Source organism: Rheinheimera aquimaris, assembly GCF_020531985.1.
In the GTDB taxonomy this organism is placed as follows: Bacteria; Pseudomonadota; Gammaproteobacteria; order Enterobacterales; family Alteromonadaceae; genus Alishewanella; species Alishewanella aquimaris.
On the sequence record NZ_JAJAVQ010000004.1, the window covers coordinates 496235 to 516051 of the forward strand.

Annotated in this window: 17 protein-coding genes, 1 other RNA gene and 1 pseudogene; 11 read left to right on the forward strand and 8 right to left on the reverse strand. The window is 49.4% G+C overall.

Annotated features, from left to right (window positions below; all coding sequences use genetic code 11):
* The 7 genes from fabZ (at position 1) to tilS (ending at position 8803) form a co-directional block, all read left to right on the forward strand.
* Entirely contained in the window at positions 1 to 453 is a 453-nt protein-coding gene (gene fabZ / locus LHL18_RS14840; protein ID WP_134057111.1) for a 3-hydroxyacyl-ACP dehydratase FabZ, read from the forward strand.
* Positions 434 to 1225, forward strand: a complete 792-nt coding sequence (gene lpxA, locus LHL18_RS14845; RefSeq protein WP_206109653.1) for an acyl-ACP--UDP-N-acetylglucosamine O-acyltransferase — start codon at positions 434 to 436, stop codon at positions 1223 to 1225. Before fabZ ends, lpxA begins: the two co-directional genes overlap by 20 nt.
* Entirely contained in the window at positions 1225 to 2388 is a 1164-nt protein-coding gene (gene lpxB, locus LHL18_RS14850) for a lipid-A-disaccharide synthase (protein WP_226767627.1), read from the forward strand. Before lpxA ends, lpxB begins: the two co-directional genes overlap by 1 nt.
* On the forward strand, positions 2366 to 2965 hold the full coding sequence (gene rnhB, locus LHL18_RS14855) for a ribonuclease HII (protein ID WP_226767628.1): 600 nt from the start codon (positions 2366 to 2368) through the stop codon (positions 2963 to 2965). The genes lpxB and rnhB overlap by 23 nt, the downstream gene beginning before the upstream one ends.
* Positions 2962 to 6432, forward strand: coding sequence for a DNA polymerase III subunit alpha (gene dnaE / locus LHL18_RS14860; protein ID WP_226767629.1), 3471 nt, complete (start codon positions 2962 to 2964; stop codon positions 6430 to 6432). Before rnhB ends, dnaE begins: the two co-directional genes overlap by 4 nt.
* A gap of 17 nt (positions 6433 to 6449) precedes the next feature.
* A complete protein-coding gene (gene accA, locus LHL18_RS14865) occupies positions 6450 to 7406 on the forward strand; it encodes an acetyl-CoA carboxylase carboxyl transferase subunit alpha (RefSeq protein ID WP_134057105.1) in 957 nt (318 codons plus the stop codon).
* 101 nt (positions 7407 to 7507) lie between these two features.
* Positions 7508 to 8803, forward strand: coding sequence for a tRNA lysidine(34) synthetase TilS (gene tilS / locus LHL18_RS14870; protein ID WP_134057103.1), 1296 nt, complete (start codon positions 7508 to 7510; stop codon positions 8801 to 8803).
* 2 nt (positions 8804 to 8805) lie between these two features.
* Here tilS and LHL18_RS14875 read toward each other — a convergent pair whose 3' ends face one another.
* Together LHL18_RS14875 and LHL18_RS14880 are read right to left on the reverse strand one after the other, a co-directional pair.
* Positions 8806 to 9705, reverse strand: coding sequence for a GGDEF domain-containing protein (locus LHL18_RS14875; RefSeq protein ID WP_226767630.1), 900 nt, complete (start codon positions 9703 to 9705; stop codon positions 8806 to 8808).
* A gap of 122 nt (positions 9706 to 9827) precedes the next feature.
* Positions 9828 to 10982, reverse strand: coding sequence for a patatin-like phospholipase family protein (locus LHL18_RS14880; RefSeq protein WP_226767631.1), 1155 nt, complete (start codon positions 10980 to 10982; stop codon positions 9828 to 9830).
* A 64-nt stretch (positions 10983 to 11046) separates the two neighbouring features.
* Between LHL18_RS14880 and LHL18_RS14885 the strand changes: the two genes are divergently transcribed.
* The 3 genes from LHL18_RS14885 to ffs all read left to right on the forward strand — a co-directional run bounded on the left by LHL18_RS14885 (position 11047) and on the right by ffs (position 13878).
* On the forward strand, positions 11047 to 11952 hold the full coding sequence (locus LHL18_RS14885) for a DUF3014 domain-containing protein (protein ID WP_226767632.1): 906 nt from the start codon (positions 11047 to 11049) through the stop codon (positions 11950 to 11952).
* 124 nt (positions 11953 to 12076) lie between these two features.
* Positions 12077 to 13702 carry a methyl-accepting chemotaxis protein gene (locus LHL18_RS14890; RefSeq protein WP_226767633.1) on the forward strand — a complete coding sequence of 542 codons (1626 nt, stop codon included), beginning with the start codon at positions 12077 to 12079 and terminating at the stop codon, positions 13700 to 13702.
* Between the two features lie 79 nt (positions 13703 to 13781).
* An RNA gene (ffs, locus tag LHL18_RS14895) (signal recognition particle sRNA small type) lies at positions 13782 to 13878 on the forward strand.
* A gap of 29 nt (positions 13879 to 13907) precedes the next feature.
* On the opposite strand, the pseudogene LHL18_RS14900 reads toward ffs, so the two are convergent.
* Positions 13908 to 14033 (reverse strand): annotated as a pseudogene (locus LHL18_RS14900) (YbaM family protein); the annotation flags it as partial.
* Complete coding sequence (locus tag LHL18_RS14905; protein WP_134057092.1) at positions 14030 to 14290, reverse strand: late competence development ComFB family protein; 261 nt, start codon at positions 14288 to 14290, stop codon at positions 14030 to 14032. The pseudogene LHL18_RS14900 and the gene LHL18_RS14905, both read right to left, overlap by 4 nt.
* Positions 14291 to 14416: 126 nt before the next feature.
* Between LHL18_RS14905 and LHL18_RS14910 the strand changes: the two genes are divergently transcribed.
* Positions 14417 to 15514, forward strand: coding sequence for a tryptophan 2,3-dioxygenase family protein (locus tag LHL18_RS14910; protein WP_226767634.1), 1098 nt, complete (start codon positions 14417 to 14419; stop codon positions 15512 to 15514).
* On the opposite strand, the gene LHL18_RS14915 is transcribed toward LHL18_RS14910, so the two are convergent.
* The 4 genes from LHL18_RS14915 to dinG are packed head-to-tail and all read right to left on the reverse strand — an operon-like array spanning position 15485 to position 19802.
* The gene (locus LHL18_RS14915) at positions 15485 to 16423 is read right to left on the reverse strand and encodes a histone deacetylase family protein (RefSeq protein ID WP_226767635.1); all 939 of its coding nucleotides are present in this window, start codon (positions 16421 to 16423) and stop codon (positions 15485 to 15487) included. The two genes, LHL18_RS14910 and LHL18_RS14915, sit on opposite strands and share 30 nt — an antisense overlap.
* 5 nt (positions 16424 to 16428) lie before the next feature.
* Complete coding sequence (gene priC, locus LHL18_RS14920) at positions 16429 to 16968, reverse strand: primosomal replication protein PriC (RefSeq protein WP_226767636.1); 540 nt, start codon at positions 16966 to 16968, stop codon at positions 16429 to 16431.
* On the reverse strand, positions 16968 to 17750 hold the full coding sequence (locus LHL18_RS14925) for a sulfite exporter TauE/SafE family protein (protein WP_226767637.1): 783 nt from the start codon (positions 17748 to 17750) through the stop codon (positions 16968 to 16970). The genes priC and LHL18_RS14925 overlap by 1 nt, the downstream gene beginning before the upstream one ends.
* Before the next feature lie 12 nt (positions 17751 to 17762).
* The gene (gene dinG / locus LHL18_RS14930) at positions 17763 to 19802 is read right to left on the reverse strand and encodes an ATP-dependent DNA helicase DinG (RefSeq protein WP_226767638.1); all 2040 of its coding nucleotides are present in this window, start codon (positions 19800 to 19802) and stop codon (positions 17763 to 17765) included.
* Between the last annotated feature and the right edge of the window lie 15 nt (positions 19803 to 19817).

Below are 19817 nucleotides of genomic sequence, written 5' to 3' on the forward strand. Positions count from 1 at the left end.
TTGGCTAACCAACTTAACAGCCTGCAAATCCAGGAAATTATGGCTTTATTGCCACATCGTTATCCATTCTTGTTAATAGACCGGGTGCTGGATTACACGCCAGGTGAAAGCCTGACAGCAATAAAAAATGTCACGGTGAATGAGCCTATTTTTACCGGTCATTTCCCCGGTATGCCCATTTTTCCTGGTGTATTAATTCTGGAAGCGCTGGCACAGGCTACCGGTATTCTGGGTTTTAAAACGGTGACAGAGCGGTCTGAAAACGAATTGTATCTTTTTGCTGCCATTGACGAAGCTCGTTTTAAAAAGCCGGTGTTACCCGGTGACACCATGGTATTGGAAGTGAAGTTTCTGAAAGAGCGCCGCAACATGTGGAAGTTTTACGGCGAAGCAAAAGTTGAAGGCCAGATTGTCTGCTCGGCTGAGCTGATGTGTGCCAGAAGAGAGCTCTAACGTGATCCATCCAACAGCGGTAATTGATGCCAGTGCCAAGCTTGGCAAGAATGTAAAAGTTGGCCCGTTTTGTTATATCGGTCCTAACGTTGTGCTTGGCGATGATTGTGTTCTGGAATCGCATGTGGCGATTAAAGGGCCTAGTACTATTGGTAAAGGCAATCATTTCTTTCAGTTTGCCAGTATCGGTGAAGATTGTCAGGACAAGAAGTATAAAGGTGAGCCAACCGAGCTGATTGTCGGTGATTACAATGTGTTTCGTGAAGGCTGCTCAGTGCACCGTGGTACTATCCAGGATCAGGGTAAAACCATTATTGGCAGCCATAATCTGTTTATGAACACCACCCATATTGCTCATGACTGCGTGATTGGTGATTACACCATCTTCGCCAGTGGTGCTCAGGCTGCCGGGCATGTACATGTAGGCGACTGGGCTATTCTAGGCGGCATGACCGGTGTGCATCAGTTTGTGCATATTGGCGCTCACGCGTTTTGTGGTGGTGGTTCTATCGTATTAAAAGATGTCCCGCCATATCTGATGGTGCACGGTGCCCCTTGCGTGCCTGCCGGTATTAATACCGAGGGCCTGAAACGCCGTGGCTATAGCAGCGAAGCGCTGTTGGAAATACGCCGCGCTTACAAAGAAGTGTACCGCAAAGGGCAGACGGTAGCTGAAGCCCTGGCCGCGCTGGAAGAAAAAGCAGCAGAGGTGCCCGAGCTTAAGCTGTTTACTGACTTCATAGCCAACGCCAGCAGAGGCATAGTGCGCTGATGCCGGCGGATAAACCACTGAAAATAGCCATTATCGCCGGGGAACACTCCGGCGATATTTTAGGTGCCGACCTGATAACCGCACTGAAACTACAACACCCGGATGCAGAGTTTTACGGTATCGGCGGGCCGCGCATGCAGGCTTTGGGTTTTACCGCGTTATTTGACATGGAAGAGCTGGCGGTCATGGGCATTGTTGAAGTGCTCGGCCGCTTGCCACGTTTACTGCAGGTGAAGCGTGAAATCCTGGCGGCATTGTTGTCTGATAAGCCCGATGTCTTTGTTGGTATCGATGCGCCCGATTTTAACCTGGCGGTAGAGCTTAAACTGAAACAGGCCGGGATTAAAACCGTACATTACGTCAGCCCGTCTGTCTGGGCCTGGCGACATAAACGTATTTTTAAAATTGCAGCGGCAACGGATATGGTGTTGTCATTGTTACCGTTTGAGAAAGCCTTTTACGATAAGTATCAGGTACCCTGTACCTTTGTTGGCCATACGATGGCGGACAATATGCCGCTGGATGTCGACAAAGCTAAGGCTAAAGTTGAGCTGGGGCTTGATCCGGCGAGGCCGGTGCTGGCTATTATGCCTGGTAGCCGCACTAACGAAATTAAACTGCTGGCACCGGATTTTCTCCAGGCCGCACTATTGCTGCAACAGCAAATACCAGAGCTGCAGTTTGTAACTAATATGGTTACAGAAACTAAAGCCGGGCAATTCAATGCCATTAAGCAACAGCTGGCACCAGAGCTGGCTGTAACAAGCTTTACCGGCCAGGCGCGTCAGGTGCTGTTGGCGTCTGATGCGACTTTTATTACCTCAGGTACCGCCACTCTGGAAGCTATGTTGGCGAAATGCCTGATGGTCGTGGCGTACCGTACAAACTGGCTGACCTATCAGATAGGTAAACGTCTGGTGAAGCTTTCACATTTTAGTTTGCCTAATTTACTGGCCGGACACGGCATGGTCACAGAGTTATTGCAGCATGAGGTAACACCGCAGGCGCTCAGTTCCGCTATGCTGCCGTTGCTGTCTGCTGACCGGCAGTCGCTGCTGCTTCAATACCGGGACATTCATCAACGCATAAAATGCGACGCCAGCGTAAAGGCAGCGCAGGCTATTTTACAGGTAGTGAACAATGATGTTGTACCAGCGGCCTGACGTCAGGCTAATTTGTGGTGTAGATGAAGTTGGCCGTGGCCCGCTTATCGGTCCTGTGGTGACGGCTGCTGTTATCCTGGATCCAGCCAGACCTGTCGCTGGCCTGACCGATTCAAAAAAACTGTCCGAAAGACGTCGTATTGAACTGGCAGCCCAAATTAAACAGCAAGCGTTGTGTTGGGCTCTGGGCAGGGCAGAACCGGCGGAAATCGATCAGCTTAATATACTGCATGCCACCATGCTGGCTATGCGCCGTGCCGTAGCCGCTTTAACGATTCAACCGGAATGGGTGTTGGTTGACGGTAACCGTACCACAGAATTTGGCCTACCAGCTACGGCTGTTATTAAAGGCGATTTGCTGGTGCCTGAAATCAGTGCGGCCTCTATTTTAGCCAAAGTGGCGCGTGATGAAGAAATGCAGGCTTTACATCTAGAACACCCGCAGTTTGGTTTTGCTGATCACAAAGGTTACCCCACTGCAGCGCATCTGGCTGCTATTGCACAATATGGTGTGTTACCTGAGCACCGGCGCAGTTTTAAACCTGTCAGGCTGGTACTGGAGCAGCAAAGCATATGAGTAGCCCGGCATTTATTCATTTGCGTGTACACAGCGATTTCTCGATGGTGGATGGGGTTGCCAAGGTCAAACCTATCGTTAAAGCTGCGCAAAAGCTGAATATGCCGGCGTTGGCGCTGACAGATCAAATGAACTTTTGCGGTCTGGTACGCTTTTACAGTACAGCGCACGATGCTGGAATTAAGCCCATAGTAGGCGTTGACTGCTATGTGCAGCACCCTTTGTTTGGTAGTGAAAGTAGCCGCATGTTACTGCTGGCGGCAGATAACACAGGTTATCAGAATTTAAGCCAGCTTATTTCTAAAGCTTATCTGCGTGGGCATGTCGACGGTAAACCTCAGATAGAGCATGACTGGCTAGCCGAGTATGCGCAGGGTGTCATTATCCTATCGGCTGGTAAAGACGGCTTACTGGGTAAGGCATTACTGAAAGAAAATCAGCAGTCGGTAAATGAATTAACGGCCTTTTATCAGCAGTATTTTCCGGAGCGTTTTTATCTGGAGCTTATCCGCACTGGTCGCGCCGATGAAGAGCTATACATTCAGAAAGCCGTAACGTTGGCAGAGCAGCATGACTTACCGCTGGTCGCGACCAATGAAGTGGTATTTTTGCAGCCAGAGGATTTTCCGGCGCATGAAATACGCGTTGCCATTCATGATGGTTTTACTCTGGATGACAAGCGTCGGCCGAAAAACTACACCGAGCAGCAATACCTGAAATCCGAGCAGGAAATGCAGCAGCTTTTTGCTGATTTACCAGAAGCGCTGGAAAACTCAGTCGAAATAGCCAAACGCTGTAATGTCACTATTCGTCTCGGTGAATATTTTCTGCCAGCGTTCCCGACTGGCGGCATGACCGATGCTGATTTTTTGGTGATGAAATCGCGCGAAGGTCTGGAAGATCGTTTAGTACAGTTATTCCCGGATGAAACTATACGGCAGCAAAAACGTGTCGAATACGATGAACGCTTGCAGATAGAGCTGGACGTTATCAACCAGATGGGGTTTCCGGGCTACTTCCTGGTGGTGATGGAGTTTATTCAGTGGAGTAAAGACAACGACATTCCGGTTGGCCCGGGGCGGGGTTCGGGCGCCGGCTCGCTGGTGGCATACGCACTTAAAATTACCGATCTGGACCCACTGGAATTCGATCTGCTATTCGAACGTTTTCTGAACCCTGAACGGGTATCAATGCCTGATTTCGACGTCGATTTTTGTATGGACCGGCGTGACGAAGTCATTGATCACGTGGCTGATATGTATGGTCGTGAGGCGGTGTCACAGATCATTACTTTCGGTACCATGGCCGCTAAAGCTGTTATCCGTGATGTTGGTCGGGTATTGGGCCACCCGTATGGTTTTGTCGATCGCATTTCTAAATTGATACCGCCAACGCCAGGCATGACGCTAGAGCAAGCGTTTAAAGAAGAGCCGCGCTTGCCAGAGTTGTACGAGCAGGATCAGGAAGTGAAAGACCTGATCGATATGGCACGTCAGCTGGAAGGTGTAACTCGTAATGCCGGTAAACATGCCGGTGGCGTGGTAATTGCGCCAACCAAAATTACCGATTTCTCTCCGCTGTGTTGCGATGATGAAGGTAACAACCCGGTTACCCAGTTTGATAAAAACGACGTTGAATATGCCGGCCTGGTAAAATTCGACTTCCTGGGCTTACGGACACTGACCATTTTGCAGTGGGCGGTGAATATGGCTAATGCGCGTTTGACGCGTGAAGGCAAGCCGCTGGTTGATATTAACAGCATACCGCTGACCGATAGGAAAAGTTACGACATGCTGATGAAAGCGGATACCACAGCGGTATTCCAGCTGGAATCGCGCGGTATGAAAGATCTTATCCGCCGTCTGCAACCTGACTGTTTTGAAGATATGATTGCTTTGGTAGCGCTGTTCCGGCCAGGCCCGCTGCAATCGGGCATGGTAGATAACTTTATCGACCGTAAACGTGGCCGCGAAGAGATTTCCTACCCTGATGCGACCTGGCAACATGAATCGCTAAAACCGATATTGGAACCGACTTACGGCATTATCCTGTATCAGGAGCAGGTAATGCAGATAGCGCAGGTACTCTCTGGCTACTCGCTTGGTGGTGCTGACTTGTTGCGCCGTGCTATGGGTAAGAAAAAGCCAGAGGAAATGGCCAAACAGCGCGATACCTTCCAACAAGGTGCTGCCAATAATGGCATTGACCCTGATCTGGCAATGAAAATTTTCGATCTGGTGGAAAAATTCGCCGGTTACGGGTTCAATAAATCTCACTCTGCCGCTTATGCATTGGTGTCTTATCAGACATTGTGGATGAAAGCACATTACCCAGCCGAGTTTATGGCGGCAGTAATGTCGGCTGATATGGACAACACCGATAAAATTGTCACCCTGGTTGATGAGTGCGAGCGGATGAAACTCAAACTTATTCCGCCAGATGTTAATGCTGGTGTTTATAAGTTCACAGTGAATGAGCAGGGCCATATTGTCTATGGTATCGGTGCAATAAAAGGCGTGGGTGAAGGCCCGATCGATGCGATTTTAGAAGCGCGGAACAAACACGGCGCTTTTACCGATTTATTCGATTTTTGCGCTAAAGTCGATTTAAAGAAACTGAATCGTCGTGTTATTGAAAAACTGATTTTATCCGGCGCGATGGACAGGTTAGGACCACACCGGGCAGCACTTTCCGCTACGCTGGAAGAGGCAATGAAGGCCGCTGAGCAACATGCCAAAGCTCAGGCGGTAGGGCAGGATGATTTATTCGGCTTACTAAGCCCGGAGCCAGAGCATGCAGCCGCGGCGTTTAAGCAGGTAGAACCCTGGGCAGATGAGGTATGGCTTGAAGGTGAGCGTGAAACCTTGGGGCTGTATTTAACCGGGCATCCGATAAACCGCTATCTCGATGAGATCCCCCGTTATGTTAATTGCCGCCTGGTCGAGCTGCAACCGACCAAAAAAGATCAGAGTGTTACTGTAGCTGGTTTAGTGGTGTCGGTGCGGATAATGATTAACAAAAAGGGCCGGCGCTGGGCGATTGTGACACTGGATGATAAATCAGCCAGGCTGGATGTACGATTTTTCCCCGATTTGCTGGAATCCTTTGAGCAACAGCTGCAAAAAGACCGTATTTTGGTAATAACGGGACAGGTCAGCTTTGATGATTTTAACGGTGGCCTTACAATGACCGGCCGCGATGTCAGCGAGATTACTCAGGTTCGGGAAAAATCTCTGAGATCGTTGAATATCACTGTACAATCGCCGCAAATAGACCACAATTACCTGCAAAGATTGCAGCAGGTGCTGGGTGAGTTTAAAGCAGGTACTGTGCCGGTGAAGCTGCGTTATCAGCGCCAGGAGGGCGAAGTGATGTTGCAATTAGGAACGCAGTGGTGGGTGACACCGGCCGATGCTTTGTTGCACCAGTTAAAACAATTGGCAACAATAGAACTGGAATTTAATTAATTAGGTAGTGACAGTCGATGATGCTGAATTATTTAGAGTTTGAGCAACCTATTGCTGAACTTGAAGCAAAAATAGACGAATTACGTAACGTCAGCCGTAACGGCGATTACGATCTGGGCCTTGAAGAAGAAATAAACAAACTAAAAGAAAAAAGTCTTGGTCTGACTAAAAAAATCTTTGCTGAGCTGGGAGCCTGGCAGGTGGCACAGTTAGCGCGCCATCCGCTTCGGCCTTATACGCTGGATTACATCCGGCATATGTTTACTGATTTTGACGATTTAGCCGGTGATCGCACTTTTGCAAACGATCAGGCCATTGTCGGTGGTACAGCACGGCTGGGTGATATTCCGGTGATGGTAATAGGCCATCAGAAAGGTCGTGATACCCGGGAAAAAATAAAGCGTAATTTTGGTATGCCGCGCCCGGAAGGTTACCGTAAAGCGTTAAGGCTGATGGAAATGGCCGAACGCTTTAAAATGCCGATTATTACCTTTATCGATACGCCGGGTGCTTACCCAGGGATCGGCGCCGAAGAGCGGGGCCAGTCTGAAGCGATTGCCCGCAACCTGAAAGTGATGGCCGGGCTTAAAGTGCCGGTGATCTGTACTGTTATTGGTGAAGGTGGATCCGGCGGTGCTCTGGCAATTGGCGTCGGTGACAAAGTGAATATGCTGCAATACAGTACTTACTCGGTTATTTCACCGGAAGGCTGTGCATCTATTCTATGGAAGAGTGCAGAAAAAGCACCTCTGGCTGCTGATGCGATGGGCATTACGGCTGACAGGATAAAAGAGCTGAAGCTGATTGATGAAGTGTTTCCTGAGCCGTTAGGTGGTGCCCACCGCGCGCCGGAGCAGATGGCACAAACGTTAAAGCAGGCATTGCTGCGTGATCTGCAAAAACTGCAGAAAATGAGTGAGAAAGAATTGTTGGATGTGCGCTATAAGCGTCTGATGTCTTACGGTTACTGCTAAGTTGTGTGACGACATTCTAAGCCAGTGCCTCTGCACTGGCTTTTTGTTTTATGTTAGCCTGAGCTAACTGTAATCTTCTGGCCAACAGAATTAACGCCAAAATGCCTGAACTGAATCCACGTTATATTGTTGATACCGTAGCGATGCGCCCGGATAACCAGCTGGTGCTGGCATTAAGTGGTGGGCTGGATTCTATGGTATTACTGCACTTGCTGGCACAAGCCAGACAACTGCAGCCATTTACGTTGAGCGCAGTTTATGTCCATCATGGGATCAGTCTGCATGCTGATAGCTGGGCAGAATTTTGTGCCGCGCAATGTGCCAGGCTGCAGGTAGCCTTTGCGACGCGTAAAGTGAATATTGCCGGATCGGATAACCTGGAGCATAAAGCGCGCGAAGCGCGCTATCAGGCATTAGCTGAGTTTGTCAGTTCAGATAAACATATGCTGTTAACAGCACATCATAGCGACGACCAGTTGGAGAGCCTTCTGCTGGCGCTAAAACGTGGCTCAGGGCCTGCAGGTCTCAGTGGCATAGCGCAGCAGCGTGGTTTCGCTGCCGGCGTGATGTTAAGGCCGCTGCTTGCATTCAGTCGGCAGGAGCTGGTGCACTACGCCAGGCAGTATCAGCTGCAATGGATTGAAGATGACAGCAATAGCGATATGCGGTTTGACCGCAACTTTATCCGTCACCAACTGACGCCGGTTTTACGTCAGCGCTGGCCGCATTTTGCAAATACCGCGATGCGCAGTATGCAACACGTGGCGAAGTTGCAGCAGCTAGCCGACTATTATACCGATAACGCGCTGCGGCTGTGTCAGCGTGGCAACCGTCTTTTATTATCTGAACTGGTTAAGTTGGTGCCATTGCAACAGGACCTGGTGCTGCGTCGCTGGCTATTGGGCTACGGCCTGAACCCTGAGACACAATGGCTCGACACGCTAAAGCGGGACGTGATAAGCGCACGCGAAGATGCCAGCCCGGTTCTGGTTTTAGCACACTACCAATTGCGCCGTTTCGCTGACGCTTTGTACCTGCTGACAGAGACTGAAGTACAACAACCATCAGAGACCGGGCTGTGGCAATCAGAAGTTACTGTTATGTTGTCTTCAGGTTGTGGTCAATTGGACTTCTCAACTGACTATAAAGAAGGCGCATTGCCAATCGGCGTGAAATCTGGGCAGTGGGTATTTGGTAAGCTTAGTCAGCGGTTTAAACCTGCCGGTTCGACTTTAACTAAACCGCTAAAGCAGTGGTTTAAGTTATGGCAGGTGCCGCCGTGGGAGCGACAGCGGGTGCCGCTGCTGATGGATGACGGTCAAATAATTGCTGTGGCGGGCTACGCCAGCAGCACAGCGCCTGAACACGCCAGTTGCTGGTGCAGCTGGCAGCGTTAGCTTCAGGCTACCCGTACGGTGCTTTTACCCGCTTCTTTTGCAGCATACAGGGCACTGTCGGCTGCCGCAAATAAGTGCTTGCCGTCTTGCTCTGGTTTTAGCAGTGCTAAGCCTGCACTGGCGCTGACATTATGTTGCTGACAGCGGTGGTGCTGATTAATTGCTCTGACCAGACGTCTGGCAACCAGTTCCGCACTGCTGGTATCCTGGCCTGACAGCAGAACTGCAAATTCATCGCCGCCGAAACGGAATAAACTGTCAGTACAGCGCAGCATATCACGCAGCGTATCGGCAACGGCAAGCAGGATCTCATCACCGGCACTATGACCTGCGTTATCGTTGACTTGCTTAAAGTTATCCAGATCAAGCAGAATCAACGCACAACTATCATTATGACGTTTTGCCAGTTGTACGGTTTTATCAAAGCTGTCGTCAAAAAAACGACGGTTGCCCAGGCCTGTTAAGGTATCTTTCAAAGCCATTTGCTGCAGCCGACTGACAACCAATGCATTACGCAAAGCAAACAGCCACTCGCTTTCCAGCAATAACAGCTCACGTTGGATCATCGGCGTAAAAGCGTAGTCGCTTTGGTAAATAAGCTCAGCGAGGCATTGCTGGTTTAGCACCAGCACGCTTTTATACTCAAAATCGGCCGCGCAGGACCCACTGGCAGTAAAGTCTCCTACAGCGGTTTTAACCGTCAGTGATGACAGCGGCAAAACTTTGCCGGTAGCCATCGACACAATATTTAGCTGCTGCTGAATATCTAAAGTGGTTTGTAACTGGCTTACCAGGCTTTGCTCAGTGCATTCCGGCAGCTGCGGCCAGCTTTGTAACTTAGTTACGGCGGCGTAGCTTGGAGCTGTACTTAGAGCGACATCTTGTACTAGCAGGTATTCCATAATCATGGCCCATTATTGCGTTGGCTTTACAAAGCAAATAACAGGCCAATATGTTAATTATTATATTTTTCAGCTAGATATGATTGGTCTGTGCTGGCGCAGTCAAAGCTTTGACTGCCGCGTTATTTTTCCACATCCGACGGTGCAAGAAACTGCAGTATGTTATCCATTTGCGCAATGGCATCGTTGTAACCGAGTTCAATCAGCCTGCGGGTGTATCGCTGCTCAAACAGCAGATAACTGGCAAGACTGGAGTCTGAGTGCTGGCGGATACCGGTCATTCTTAATATGGTCCGCACAGCCAGCGGCAGCGACAAAAAATGCTCACTGGCAATCTGGCCAAAGTTCTGGCTTGGGTTTATCAACAAACTTTGTACTGGTTTTAAATCGGTTTTTACGCCGTGCTCATGCATGGTGCTGATGGTATTGTTGACCCGTTGCATACGTTCCAGATCAGAGTTCAGACTGTCAGTAAACACCGTATCAAGTAAATGGCCTGCTATGGTTGCCAGGTCCGGATGGTGTAGCATGCGTTGATTGGGCTCATTTTTTCGCGGATCAGCCACCCCGATAATCAGAATTTTGTCCGCCCCTAAATGTATGGGAGCACTAAGCGGAGCCAGCTGGTTAACAGAACCATCGCCGAAGTACTGCTGATGAATACGTACCGAGGGAAACACCAGTGGAATAGCGGCAGAGGCCATCAGGTGATGAACGCCAAGCAGAGTGCGCTGGCCACAGCGCTTGGCGCGGCGCCATTCCACCGCACTGTCTGACTGGAAAAAAGTGATCGAGTCGCCATTGTTGTAGCAAGAAGCCGTTACTGACACGCTGGACAGATACCCACCCATGATATTGCGGTCTATGCGCTTTAAATCCAGCACCTTACTCAACATTTGCTGCAGTGGTTTGTTATCAAACAAACTGACGGGTTGTTTATTGGCATAATCGGCCTGAAAAGCGCTGAACATCCCTCGCAGTAACTGCCTGAATACCCTGAAATAGTCGGCATAATACACCTGGCTGGTGCGAAAATTACGCCAGATCCATTCCAGCTTTTTTACACCAAGATGAAAGCAGGACGCATAGCAAGCCATCGCAATGCCGTTCATTGCACCGGCCGAGGTACCGCTGATAATCTGAAAGGGTAATTTACTGCTGCGCGGGAACTGCTGCGCAATCGCTTTTAACACCCCCACCTGATAAGCTGCTCGGGCGCCACCTCCAGTTAACAGCAAAGCCGTTTTGGGGGCGGTGTGATTATTATTTTCAGGCATAACGAAGTTGAACTTTTTCCAGACTACAGGCTCATTGCTAGTATATTGCTGGAATCGTTGCAGAATGCAATGCTTAATCGTATTACCCTACCAGTCCGTTATCGAGGTTGTCATGGCAGAACAGGAACCAAGCAAAAATCAGCAGTTGTACCTATTAGCTATAGCAGGCGTTGTCATTGTAATACTTATTGCACTTTGGTTGATGTTTACAAAGGAGAAGACAGTGGAGCCGCCGGTGAACCTGATGCCGCCGGTGGTCAATGAGCCTGTGCAGCAAGCGCCGGAACCTGAACCGGTAACCGAAGCGGTAGAAACGGCACCTGAAACCGATATCACTGAACCTGTTACAGCAGCAGAGTCGGAGGCAACGGTTGCACCTGAGCCTGCTATTCCGCCACTGGATGACTCAGACGCCGAAGTTCGTCAGCGCTTACTGTCTCTGGACTGGCGTCCGGGGCTTGCCTCATTGTTTGTTACTGAAGACATGCTGCGCAGTTTTGCCGTGCAGGTAGATAATATTGCGCAGGGACAATTGGCGGCAGGAAGTGCTGTATTGCAACCGCTGGAGCAGAAATTTACCGTAGGGGACGGGGCACAGCCGCAACTGGATGAAGCAAGCTTCAAACGCTATCAGCCTTACGTTCAATTGTTAGAGAGCGTCAAACCGGCACAACTTGTTGCGCTGTTTAACCGTTATGAGCCGCTGCTGCAGCAGGCGTATGCGGAGCTGGGCTACCCGGATCAGCTATTTAAAAATAAACTGATAGAAGCGATTGATGAGCTGTTGGCCACACCAGACGTCAATTATCCGCTGGCACTTGAGCGTCCGGCAGTGGTGTACATTTTTGCCGATCCGGCAATAGAGCACTTGCCTCCGGCGCAGAAGCAAATGCTCCGGCTGGGGCCTGATAACCAGAAAAAGATCAAAGCGTTGTTACAGCAATACCGCGCATTACTGACCCAAAACTAACGACTTAACACGCAGCGGCAGAATAACTGTCGCTGCGTGCCCACTTCTGCAGTACTTTTTACGCCAGCCACTAAAAAAGCGCCTATGCTGATAATTGTTATGTAATTATCTGGCAGAGCACTTTATGTTAAACAACTATTCAGTAAAAAGCCGCTTAGCTGTATTGGCTGCGGTGCCTTTAATTGTTCTGGTGATGGTAACACTGGTGGCGTTGCAGGAAATGCGGCAGCTGAACCTCGGTATAAACAGCCTTTATCTGGACCGTGTACAACCACTACAGCAAATTAAGCAAGTATCAGATGCTTACGCCGTAACCATAGTGGATACGTTGCATAAATACCGTAGTAACATCATCAGTGCGAATGACGCCCGTGACAACCTTGCTTTGGCATTAAGCACAGCTGAAACAGCCTGGCGTGATTACAAACAAACTGAACTTACCAGTGAAGAGCAAAAGCTGCTGCAGGACGCTGAGCGGCAGCTCACGCCATTTTTAGCTGCAATACAGCAGTATCAGAGCAGATTAAATGACGGTAGCCTGATGCAGGACAGTGCGGACAAATTCAATAAAGCGTTGTATCAGATGGCAGATCCGCTCAGTGCGGCTTTGGACAAGTTAATCATGTTACAACTGAGCGAAGCCAATAAGTTTCGCCAGCTGGCGCATAATCAATACGAAAGTTTCCAGTGGATTTTCATGCTGGTGTTGTTAGTCGTGTTTGTCTGCCTGGCTTTACTGGGCTGGCTGATTTATCACTCTATCCATCGGCCATTGCATTTATTGCAGCACTGCATTGTCAGCGTTGGTAACGATTTGGACTTACGCAACCGGGCTCAGGTACAGGGTAAAGATGAAATTGCCGCTACCTCAGAGGCGTTGAATACCACACTGCAACGATTGCAGCAGTTTTTTAATGAGCTGGGACAGGCCATTACGCAGTTAGCAGCAGCGTCGGAACAAATGAGCTCTATAAGCGAACAAGTCAGCAACACGGCAATGGAGCAGGAGCAAAAAGCCAACCTGATTGCAACCGCCGTTACACAGATGTCTGCGGCGATCCAGGAGGTTGCATCCAGCGCACTGCGCACCTCAGAAAAGGCAAATGAAGCAGATGGCTTTTCGCAAAGTGGCTATGACAAAGTGATGCAAAACATGCGCTCTATTGAACAGCTTTCACTGACACTAACCGACACCGGTTCTGTCATCAGTAACCTGAACGATGAATCAGGTAAAATTACTCAGGTGCTGGCAGTTATACGCACTATTGCCGAGCAGACAAACTTACTGGCGCTGAATGCCGCTATTGAAGCTGCCCGTGCCGGAGATGCTGGCCGGGGTTTCGCTGTAGTGGCTGATGAAGTGCGTCAGCTGGCCACCAATACACAAAATGCCACTGAGTCGATAAAAGGTATGATTGATAACTTGCAATCTTCTTCCCGCCAGGCCGTCAGCTCTATGGATGAGTCACGCGGTTACGCTGATACCAGTGTCGAAAACGCTAAAGGGGCGGCAACCGTTATTGAACAGATTAAAGACTCTGTCACCAGCATTGTGGATATGAATGTACAAATTTCTACCGCCACTGAGCAGCAAACCATAGTGGCGGAAGACATTAGTAAAAATATCAGTGAATTTACTATCAGCATTGCGGAAGTCACCCACAGCTCAAGGCAGAGTGCACAGGCCAGTGATATGTTGGCGCAACTGGCTGCGAAGCTGCAAAATCAGGCTTCTGCGTTCAAGGTTTAGTGCGCTGTACTCTTGCAACGCAGCCCGCTTTTAAGCATAATGCGCGCCTGCTGATGATTCAGCAGCGCAATGGTAGCCCCATTGGTCCTCTCGCAATACTAGTAGGCGAACCTGGTCAGGTCCGGAAGGAAGCAGCCACAGTTTATGACGTATGTGCCGGGATGTGGCTGGTGGGGTTGCCACCCAAATCCCGTTTTTTTGCAAAATCCTGTTGTACTATGGTTAGCGCCCGTAACACCGTCTCCGTATCAAGCTGATGCTGCTCCAGCAGCATAATTAAATCTACTGCCAGTTTTACATGTTCAGGCGCCTGATCAAGCGCGTTATTCACGGGTTTCCATCCAGAAACTGCCTTGCTCTTGATACCGCCTCGCGCACTTTCATTTGCATTTCGAAGCGTTCGCTTTGTGGCAGATAAAACGCCATGTCTACCTCATAGCGAATATAACGCGGCGGTAGCAGGTTTAATGAAATACAACACAAATCTGCCAGATATTCTGTGTCCTTTTCTTTGTCTAAACCCAGTTCAACAATATGATCCAGCGTCAGTTTTTCATAATAGTTATGGATGTCATCGTCCAGCTTCATATTTACCTCTGTATGGTGTGTGCTCTGGCAAAGCATAATCAGCTTTACGCTAAAAGACCACTGAAAGATTGAGTTAGCCTAACTGACTGCTACAATGCGCGACAGAGCCATTACAGAAGAACAGCAATGCAAAAAAATACGACTCCCTGCTATTACGGCGACTACCTGCAACTGGATAAGCTACTGACTGCACAAGCGCCAGAGAGTGCAAAATATGCTAACGAAGCGCATGACGAAACCCTGTTTATTATTGTGCATCAGGTGTATGAGCTATGGTTTAAGCAAATTCTGCATGAACTAAAAGCTGTGATGCAGGTATTTGCAGCCGAAGAGGTAAAAGACGAGCAGCTAACCGGGATAGTGCACAAGCTAAAACGGATAATTACTATTCAGCAACTGCTTAATCAGCAGATCGGTGTGATGGAAACAATGACACCACAAGACTTTATGTCGTTCCGGGATTACCTGGTACCTGCATCTGGTTTTCAGAGTATACAGTTTAAAATGCTGGAAATCGGTTTAGGGCTGAAAAGTGACTTTCGTATCGATTTTGATAAAAACTCATTTTACAGCCGGCTGAATGAACAGGATCGGATTTTTTTGCAGCAGTTAGAGCATCAGCCCAGCTTATTTGAGCGCATTGAAAAATGGCTGGAGCGGATGCCGTTTCTTGAACTGGAGAACTTCAGCTTCTGGCAGATGTATCAGCAGGCAACCGATGCGATGTTGGCAGAAGATAAAAGCACAGTGCAGGCTATTGAGCAAATAGCCGAGCATGAGCGCGAACTGCAACTGGCAGAAATAGAACGTACCGCTTTAAAGTTTGCGGCTTTACTGGACAAAGACAAATACCTGCAGTTGCAGCAGGATGGTAGTTTCCGTCTCAGTCAACGTGCTATGTTGTCAGCCTTATTTATCAGCTTGTACCAGGAAGAGCCGGTATTTAACCTGCCGTTTCAGCTGCTGACCTGCCTGACTGAAATAGATGAGTTGTTAACAATATGGCGCTATAAACACGCTATGATGGTACAGCGGATGCTTGGAACAAAAATCGGCACTGGTGGTTCGTCAGGACATGATTATTTAAAGCGGACCACTGAGAAAAACCGTATCTTCACTGACCTGTTTAATATGGCAACGTTTTTATTGCCAAAAGCGGATTTACCGGTACTGCCGGCTCAGGTGAAACGGCGGCTAGGTTTCTATTTTGCCGGCGAAGTCTGAGCCACAGAGTGTGAAGGCAGCTTTAAACAGCTGCAGATGTAATTGCACCAGCGCATCAATATTGCGCTGGTAGCCACCACCGATTACAGCGGCAACCGGTATCGATCGTTGGACACAGCTTTGCAGTACCAGATAATCACGCTGAAAAACGGCGGGGGTGCTGATGTTCAACAGCCCCAATTCATCATTTTGATGAATGTCTACGCCAGCATCATAAATGACCAAATCCGGTTTATGCCAGTGTATCAAGGTATGCAGGCTTTGTTGCACGGCTTCCAGATAATGTTGTTCAGTGCAGTCAGGTGGCAGGCCGATGTCCCAGTCTGATGGTTGTTTACGGTACGGGAAATTCTTTTCACAGTGTACTGAAAAACTGATTATCCTGGGTTCGTCTGCCAGCATAGCCGCTGAGCCATCACCCTGATGTACATCCAGATCAACCAGCAATATTTTGTCCAGTCCACGGTGTAGCATAGTTTTTGCCGCCACAACTAAATCATTGAACAGACAAAAACCAGAGCCTTCGGCGTAGAAGGCATGATGATAGCCACCACTCAGATGCAGCGCTATGCCTGTTTCAAGCGCCGCTTGTGCAGTTTGCAAGGTGCCGCCGAGTGAACACAGTGAGCGCTGAAATAATTGCGCTGTCCATGGGAAGCCAATACGCCGCATCGCTTTGGCATCGATACTGCCATCGTACAAGCTGTTAATATAAGAGGGACAATGAAACGCTGCCAGCTCGGCGATACTCAACGGCGTGGATTGGCTAAATGCACCTGCCGGAACGCCTAAATTCAGGAGTTGTTCGTACAAAGTACGGTATTTTTGAATTGGATAACGGTGTTGCTGTGGCAGTATCAGCTCGCTGTAGCAAGGGTGATAAAACATCGCTGGCAACGGGGATAGCATTTGTGTCAGCTCCGCCGTTCCAGATCCTGGATCTGTCGTTCTGTCTCAGATAACGCTTTGCGGCAGCGTCCCAGGCGGGCATGCAGTGCCAGTGTACGTTGCACACTATCAGCTGAGGTATCACGCTCAGCCAGATGGATCATGTCCAGCAGACGCCGCTCAAATTCCTGTATATCACTTAGTTGCTGATACAGTTGCTGGCTGCTGGCGCTGATCTGTGTCAGCACTGCTTTAACTTTAGTGGTTTTACTGCCATTTTTGCGGCGTATTTTGGTATTACGAAAAGCCTGGGTTAAGGCAGCGGTTTGTTCGCTCAGACGCTGAACCAGGCGTAGCCGGCTTGCATCACTAAGTTGCTTGCGGCGTAACGAAACCAGGTTACGCTGCGCTTCGGCGACATAGTCAGCCAGCGCGATTGAACGGCAGCTGAAAAGTGCAGAATCAAACCAGTTCTGTGGTTTACCGCTAGCTGGTGCAGCATCTATCTGCTGCGCCTGTTGCTGCAGGGTTTTCAGCTGCTCTGCCAGTGTTTCAAGTAAGTCCATCAGCTGCTCCAGGCTTGCCAGGCCAAACGCACAGCAATCGCGATTACCACACAAATAAACACCGGGCGGATAAAACGGCTACCAAACCTGATTGCTGAATGGGCGCCAAGCCATGCACCCAGCATCAGGCAGAGCCCCATGGTAATGCCAAGCATAAAGTTAACATGACCCAAAGCGATGAAAGCCACCAGTGAAAAGCCGTTACTGATAAAGTTCATCGTCCTGGCAACGCCGCTGGCGAGTAACAGATTAATACGATACAACGCCATCGTTGATACCATCCAGAACGCACCAGCGCCTGGCCCGGCGATGCCGTCGTAAAGGCCAAGCGTGAGTCCCTGCAAGCGCTGTTTCCAGAACAGTTTATTATTTTGTTCAGGCAACTGCAGTCTGTCGTCTGGCTGCATGCGGTTAAACAGGGTGTAGATAGCGGCGAGCAGGATCAGCAGCGGCAGAATTTTCTCTAATGCCTCTTTGCTTATCATATCAACCAGAAGTGTGCCCAGTATGGCACCGATAGCTGTAAAAATCAGGCTGCGTCGCCAGTAGCGGGGGTTAAACAGGCGCTTGCGGTAATACGTCAATGACGCGGTAAAAGAGCCGAAGGTTGCAGCCAGTTTATTCGTACCCAGTACCACATGTGGTGGTAAGCCAGCTGTTAGCAATGCTGGTACTGTAAGCAGGCCTCCGCCGCCAGCTATTGCGTCGATAAAACCCGCGCTGAAAGCGACGGCGCACAACAACAACCAGATTGATGGCTCTAAAACCAGTTCTGTGGCCAAAATGTCTTCCTGTTAATACTCAATATTACGACGAAACGGTGGCAAAGCGTTCAGCATAGCCGGGCCGTAAGACTTGGTTACCAGCCGGCGATCCAGAATGATAATTCTGCCTTCATCCTGTTCCTGGCGCAGCAGTCTACCACAGGCCTGCACCAGTTTCTTTGCAGTAGCCGGAATAGTTAATTGCACAAAGGCATTACCACCTTTACGGCTTATTGCCTCTGCCAGCGCCTCTTCCAACGGCGAGGTTGGCACCGCGAAGGGTAGCTTGGTGATGACCAGATTGGTCAGCAATTTTCCTGGTAAGTCCAGCCCTTCGGAAAAGCTCTGGGTACCAAATAAGATGCTGCGCTTACCGTGTTTGCAGTTTTCGGCGTGCAATTGCAGTAGCGCCTGCCTGGAAGCTTCGCCCTGAACTAACAGTGAGAAGCCTTTTTTCCTTAGCATTTCTGCAACCTGCTGCATTTGCCAGTAGGATGCAAATAACACCAGGCTACCCTCGTTATCAGGCAGATACTGAGGCAGCAATACTGCCAGCTCGTCAGTGTAGGCTTTCTCTGTTGGCTCAGTATTCATTTTAGGAATAATAATCTGGCCTTTTTCGGCGTAGGCAAATGGCGACGTAACCTGTAGTGTCTTTACACCTTCAAACTGAGTCAGACCTAAGTCGTACCTGATGTACTGAAATGAGTTCAGTGCGGTGAGAGTGGCAGAACATAAAATGACAGCAAAGGCGTCGTTAAACAGTAATTGCTCCAACTTACCGGCGACGCCAAGCGGACAAGCATGGCCGATAATATGTTGTCCTGGTGTTTGCAACGCCACCCAGCGTGCCTGGTGCACACTTTTTTGTTGCTCGACGGCATAAAGCTGCCACAGTGTTTGTTGTTGCTCGATTTTTTGTCGTAAATAACTCAACTCCTGCAGCATAGGCAGACTTTGCCTGACTGAAAGCTGCTGCTCGGGGCCGTTCTCTTGTAGCTGCTGCTGAATTTTGTCCAGTTGCAGCAACGCTTTCTGACTGACCTGTGACAATTGTTCCGCCTGTTGCTGAAACAGTTTGGGCAACGCCGCATCACTGAAGCGATACTCAGTTTTTTCATTGAACCATCGCGGTGTAAACTCCGTCACACATCTTTCAATTGGCTTAAGCAGGCTGTTTAGTTCATTACAACTGTCGTCAAAACGCAACAGCTCTTTCATCACTGTCGCCGGTAAAACGGCAATCAGTTGCTGTACCAGTTTGCCTGCTTTTTCCAGCCAAACACTGTTATGCGTTAACTGTGCCTGCGCGGCGAAATAGTCTCTGGCGATATCGGGCAGGTGATGTGCTTCGTCTATGATGTAAAGTGTCTCATCCGGAGAAGGCAGCACACTGTTACCACTGGCCAGATCCGCCAGTAGCAAAGCATGATTGACTACCAGCACATCGGCATGCTCGATTTCTGCACGGGCCAGATGAAAAGGGCAATTCAGGTGGCGTCTATCATGTTTGTGGCAATGCAATGGGTCGGCAACGATGCGCTGCCACATGTTATCCGACAGTGGTATTGGTAAGGTGTCTCTGTCGCCAAGCCAGAAGCGTTGTTGCCAGTTATCGGACAGTTTCTGCCAATCGACAACATCATCAGATACTGCTGCAAACAGTTCCGGGTGCTTTTGCTGCTGGCGCAAGCGCTCTATGCAAGCATAGCGCTGACGGCCTTTAACCAGACAAAACTCAAATAACAGTTTGCTGTGCTGCTGAAAAAACGGCAGGTCTTTGTTTACCAGTTGTTCCTGCAGTGCAACGGTCGCAGTGGCTATGACCACTTTTTTTTTCTGTGACAGGGCATAGGGAATGGCAGCCAGCATATATGCCAGCGATTTGCCGGTGCCCGTACCGGCTTCAATCAAACCAATGCGCTCATGCCGGTGATAGGTACCTGCCAAAATTTTGGCAATCTCCGCTACCAGTTGATTCTGCCCGGCCCGTGCCTGGTAATGGGGTAGGCTGCTTTTTATCCGGTTATGAATAGCACGGATCTGGCTTTTTAACTGATCGCTAAGCATGTTCAATGTGTATTT

What these genes read in the sequence shown, in the direction of transcription:
- lpxB (WP_226767627.1), top strand. Translation starts at nt 1,225, where the DNA reads ATGCCGGCGGATAAACCACTGAAAATAGCCATTATCGCCGGGGAACAC.
- rnhB (WP_226767628.1), top strand. Translation starts at nt 2,366, where the DNA reads ATGATGTTGTACCAGCGGCCTGACGTCAGGCTAATTTGTGGTGTAGAT.
- dnaE (WP_226767629.1), top strand. Translation starts at nt 2,962, where the DNA reads ATGAGTAGCCCGGCATTTATTCATTTGCGTGTACACAGCGATTTCTCG.
- accA (WP_134057105.1), top strand. Translation starts at nt 6,450, where the DNA reads ATGATGCTGAATTATTTAGAGTTTGAGCAACCTATTGCTGAACTTGAA.
- tilS (WP_134057103.1), top strand. Translation starts at nt 7,508, where the DNA reads ATGCCTGAACTGAATCCACGTTATATTGTTGATACCGTAGCGATGCGC.
- LHL18_RS14875 (WP_226767630.1), bottom strand. Translation starts at nt 9,705, where the DNA reads ATGGAATACCTGCTAGTACAAGATGTCGCTCTAAGTACAGCTCCAAGC.
- LHL18_RS14880 (WP_226767631.1), bottom strand. Translation starts at nt 10,982, where the DNA reads ATGCCTGAAAATAATAATCACACCGCCCCCAAAACGGCTTTGCTGTTA.
- LHL18_RS14885 (WP_226767632.1), top strand. Translation starts at nt 11,047, where the DNA reads ATGCAATGCTTAATCGTATTACCCTACCAGTCCGTTATCGAGGTTGTC.
- LHL18_RS14890 (WP_226767633.1), top strand. Translation starts at nt 12,077, where the DNA reads ATGTTAAACAACTATTCAGTAAAAAGCCGCTTAGCTGTATTGGCTGCG.
- LHL18_RS14905 (WP_134057092.1), bottom strand. Translation starts at nt 14,290, where the DNA reads ATGAAGCTGGACGATGACATCCATAACTATTATGAAAAACTGACGCTG.
- LHL18_RS14910 (WP_226767634.1), top strand. Translation starts at nt 14,417, where the DNA reads ATGCAAAAAAATACGACTCCCTGCTATTACGGCGACTACCTGCAACTG.
- LHL18_RS14915 (WP_226767635.1), bottom strand. Translation starts at nt 16,423, where the DNA reads ATGCTATCCCCGTTGCCAGCGATGTTTTATCACCCTTGCTACAGCGAG.
- priC (WP_226767636.1), bottom strand. Translation starts at nt 16,968, where the DNA reads ATGGACTTACTTGAAACACTGGCAGAGCAGCTGAAAACCCTGCAGCAA.
- dinG (WP_226767638.1), bottom strand. Translation starts at nt 19,802, where the DNA reads ATGCTTAGCGATCAGTTAAAAAGCCAGATCCGTGCTATTCATAACCGG.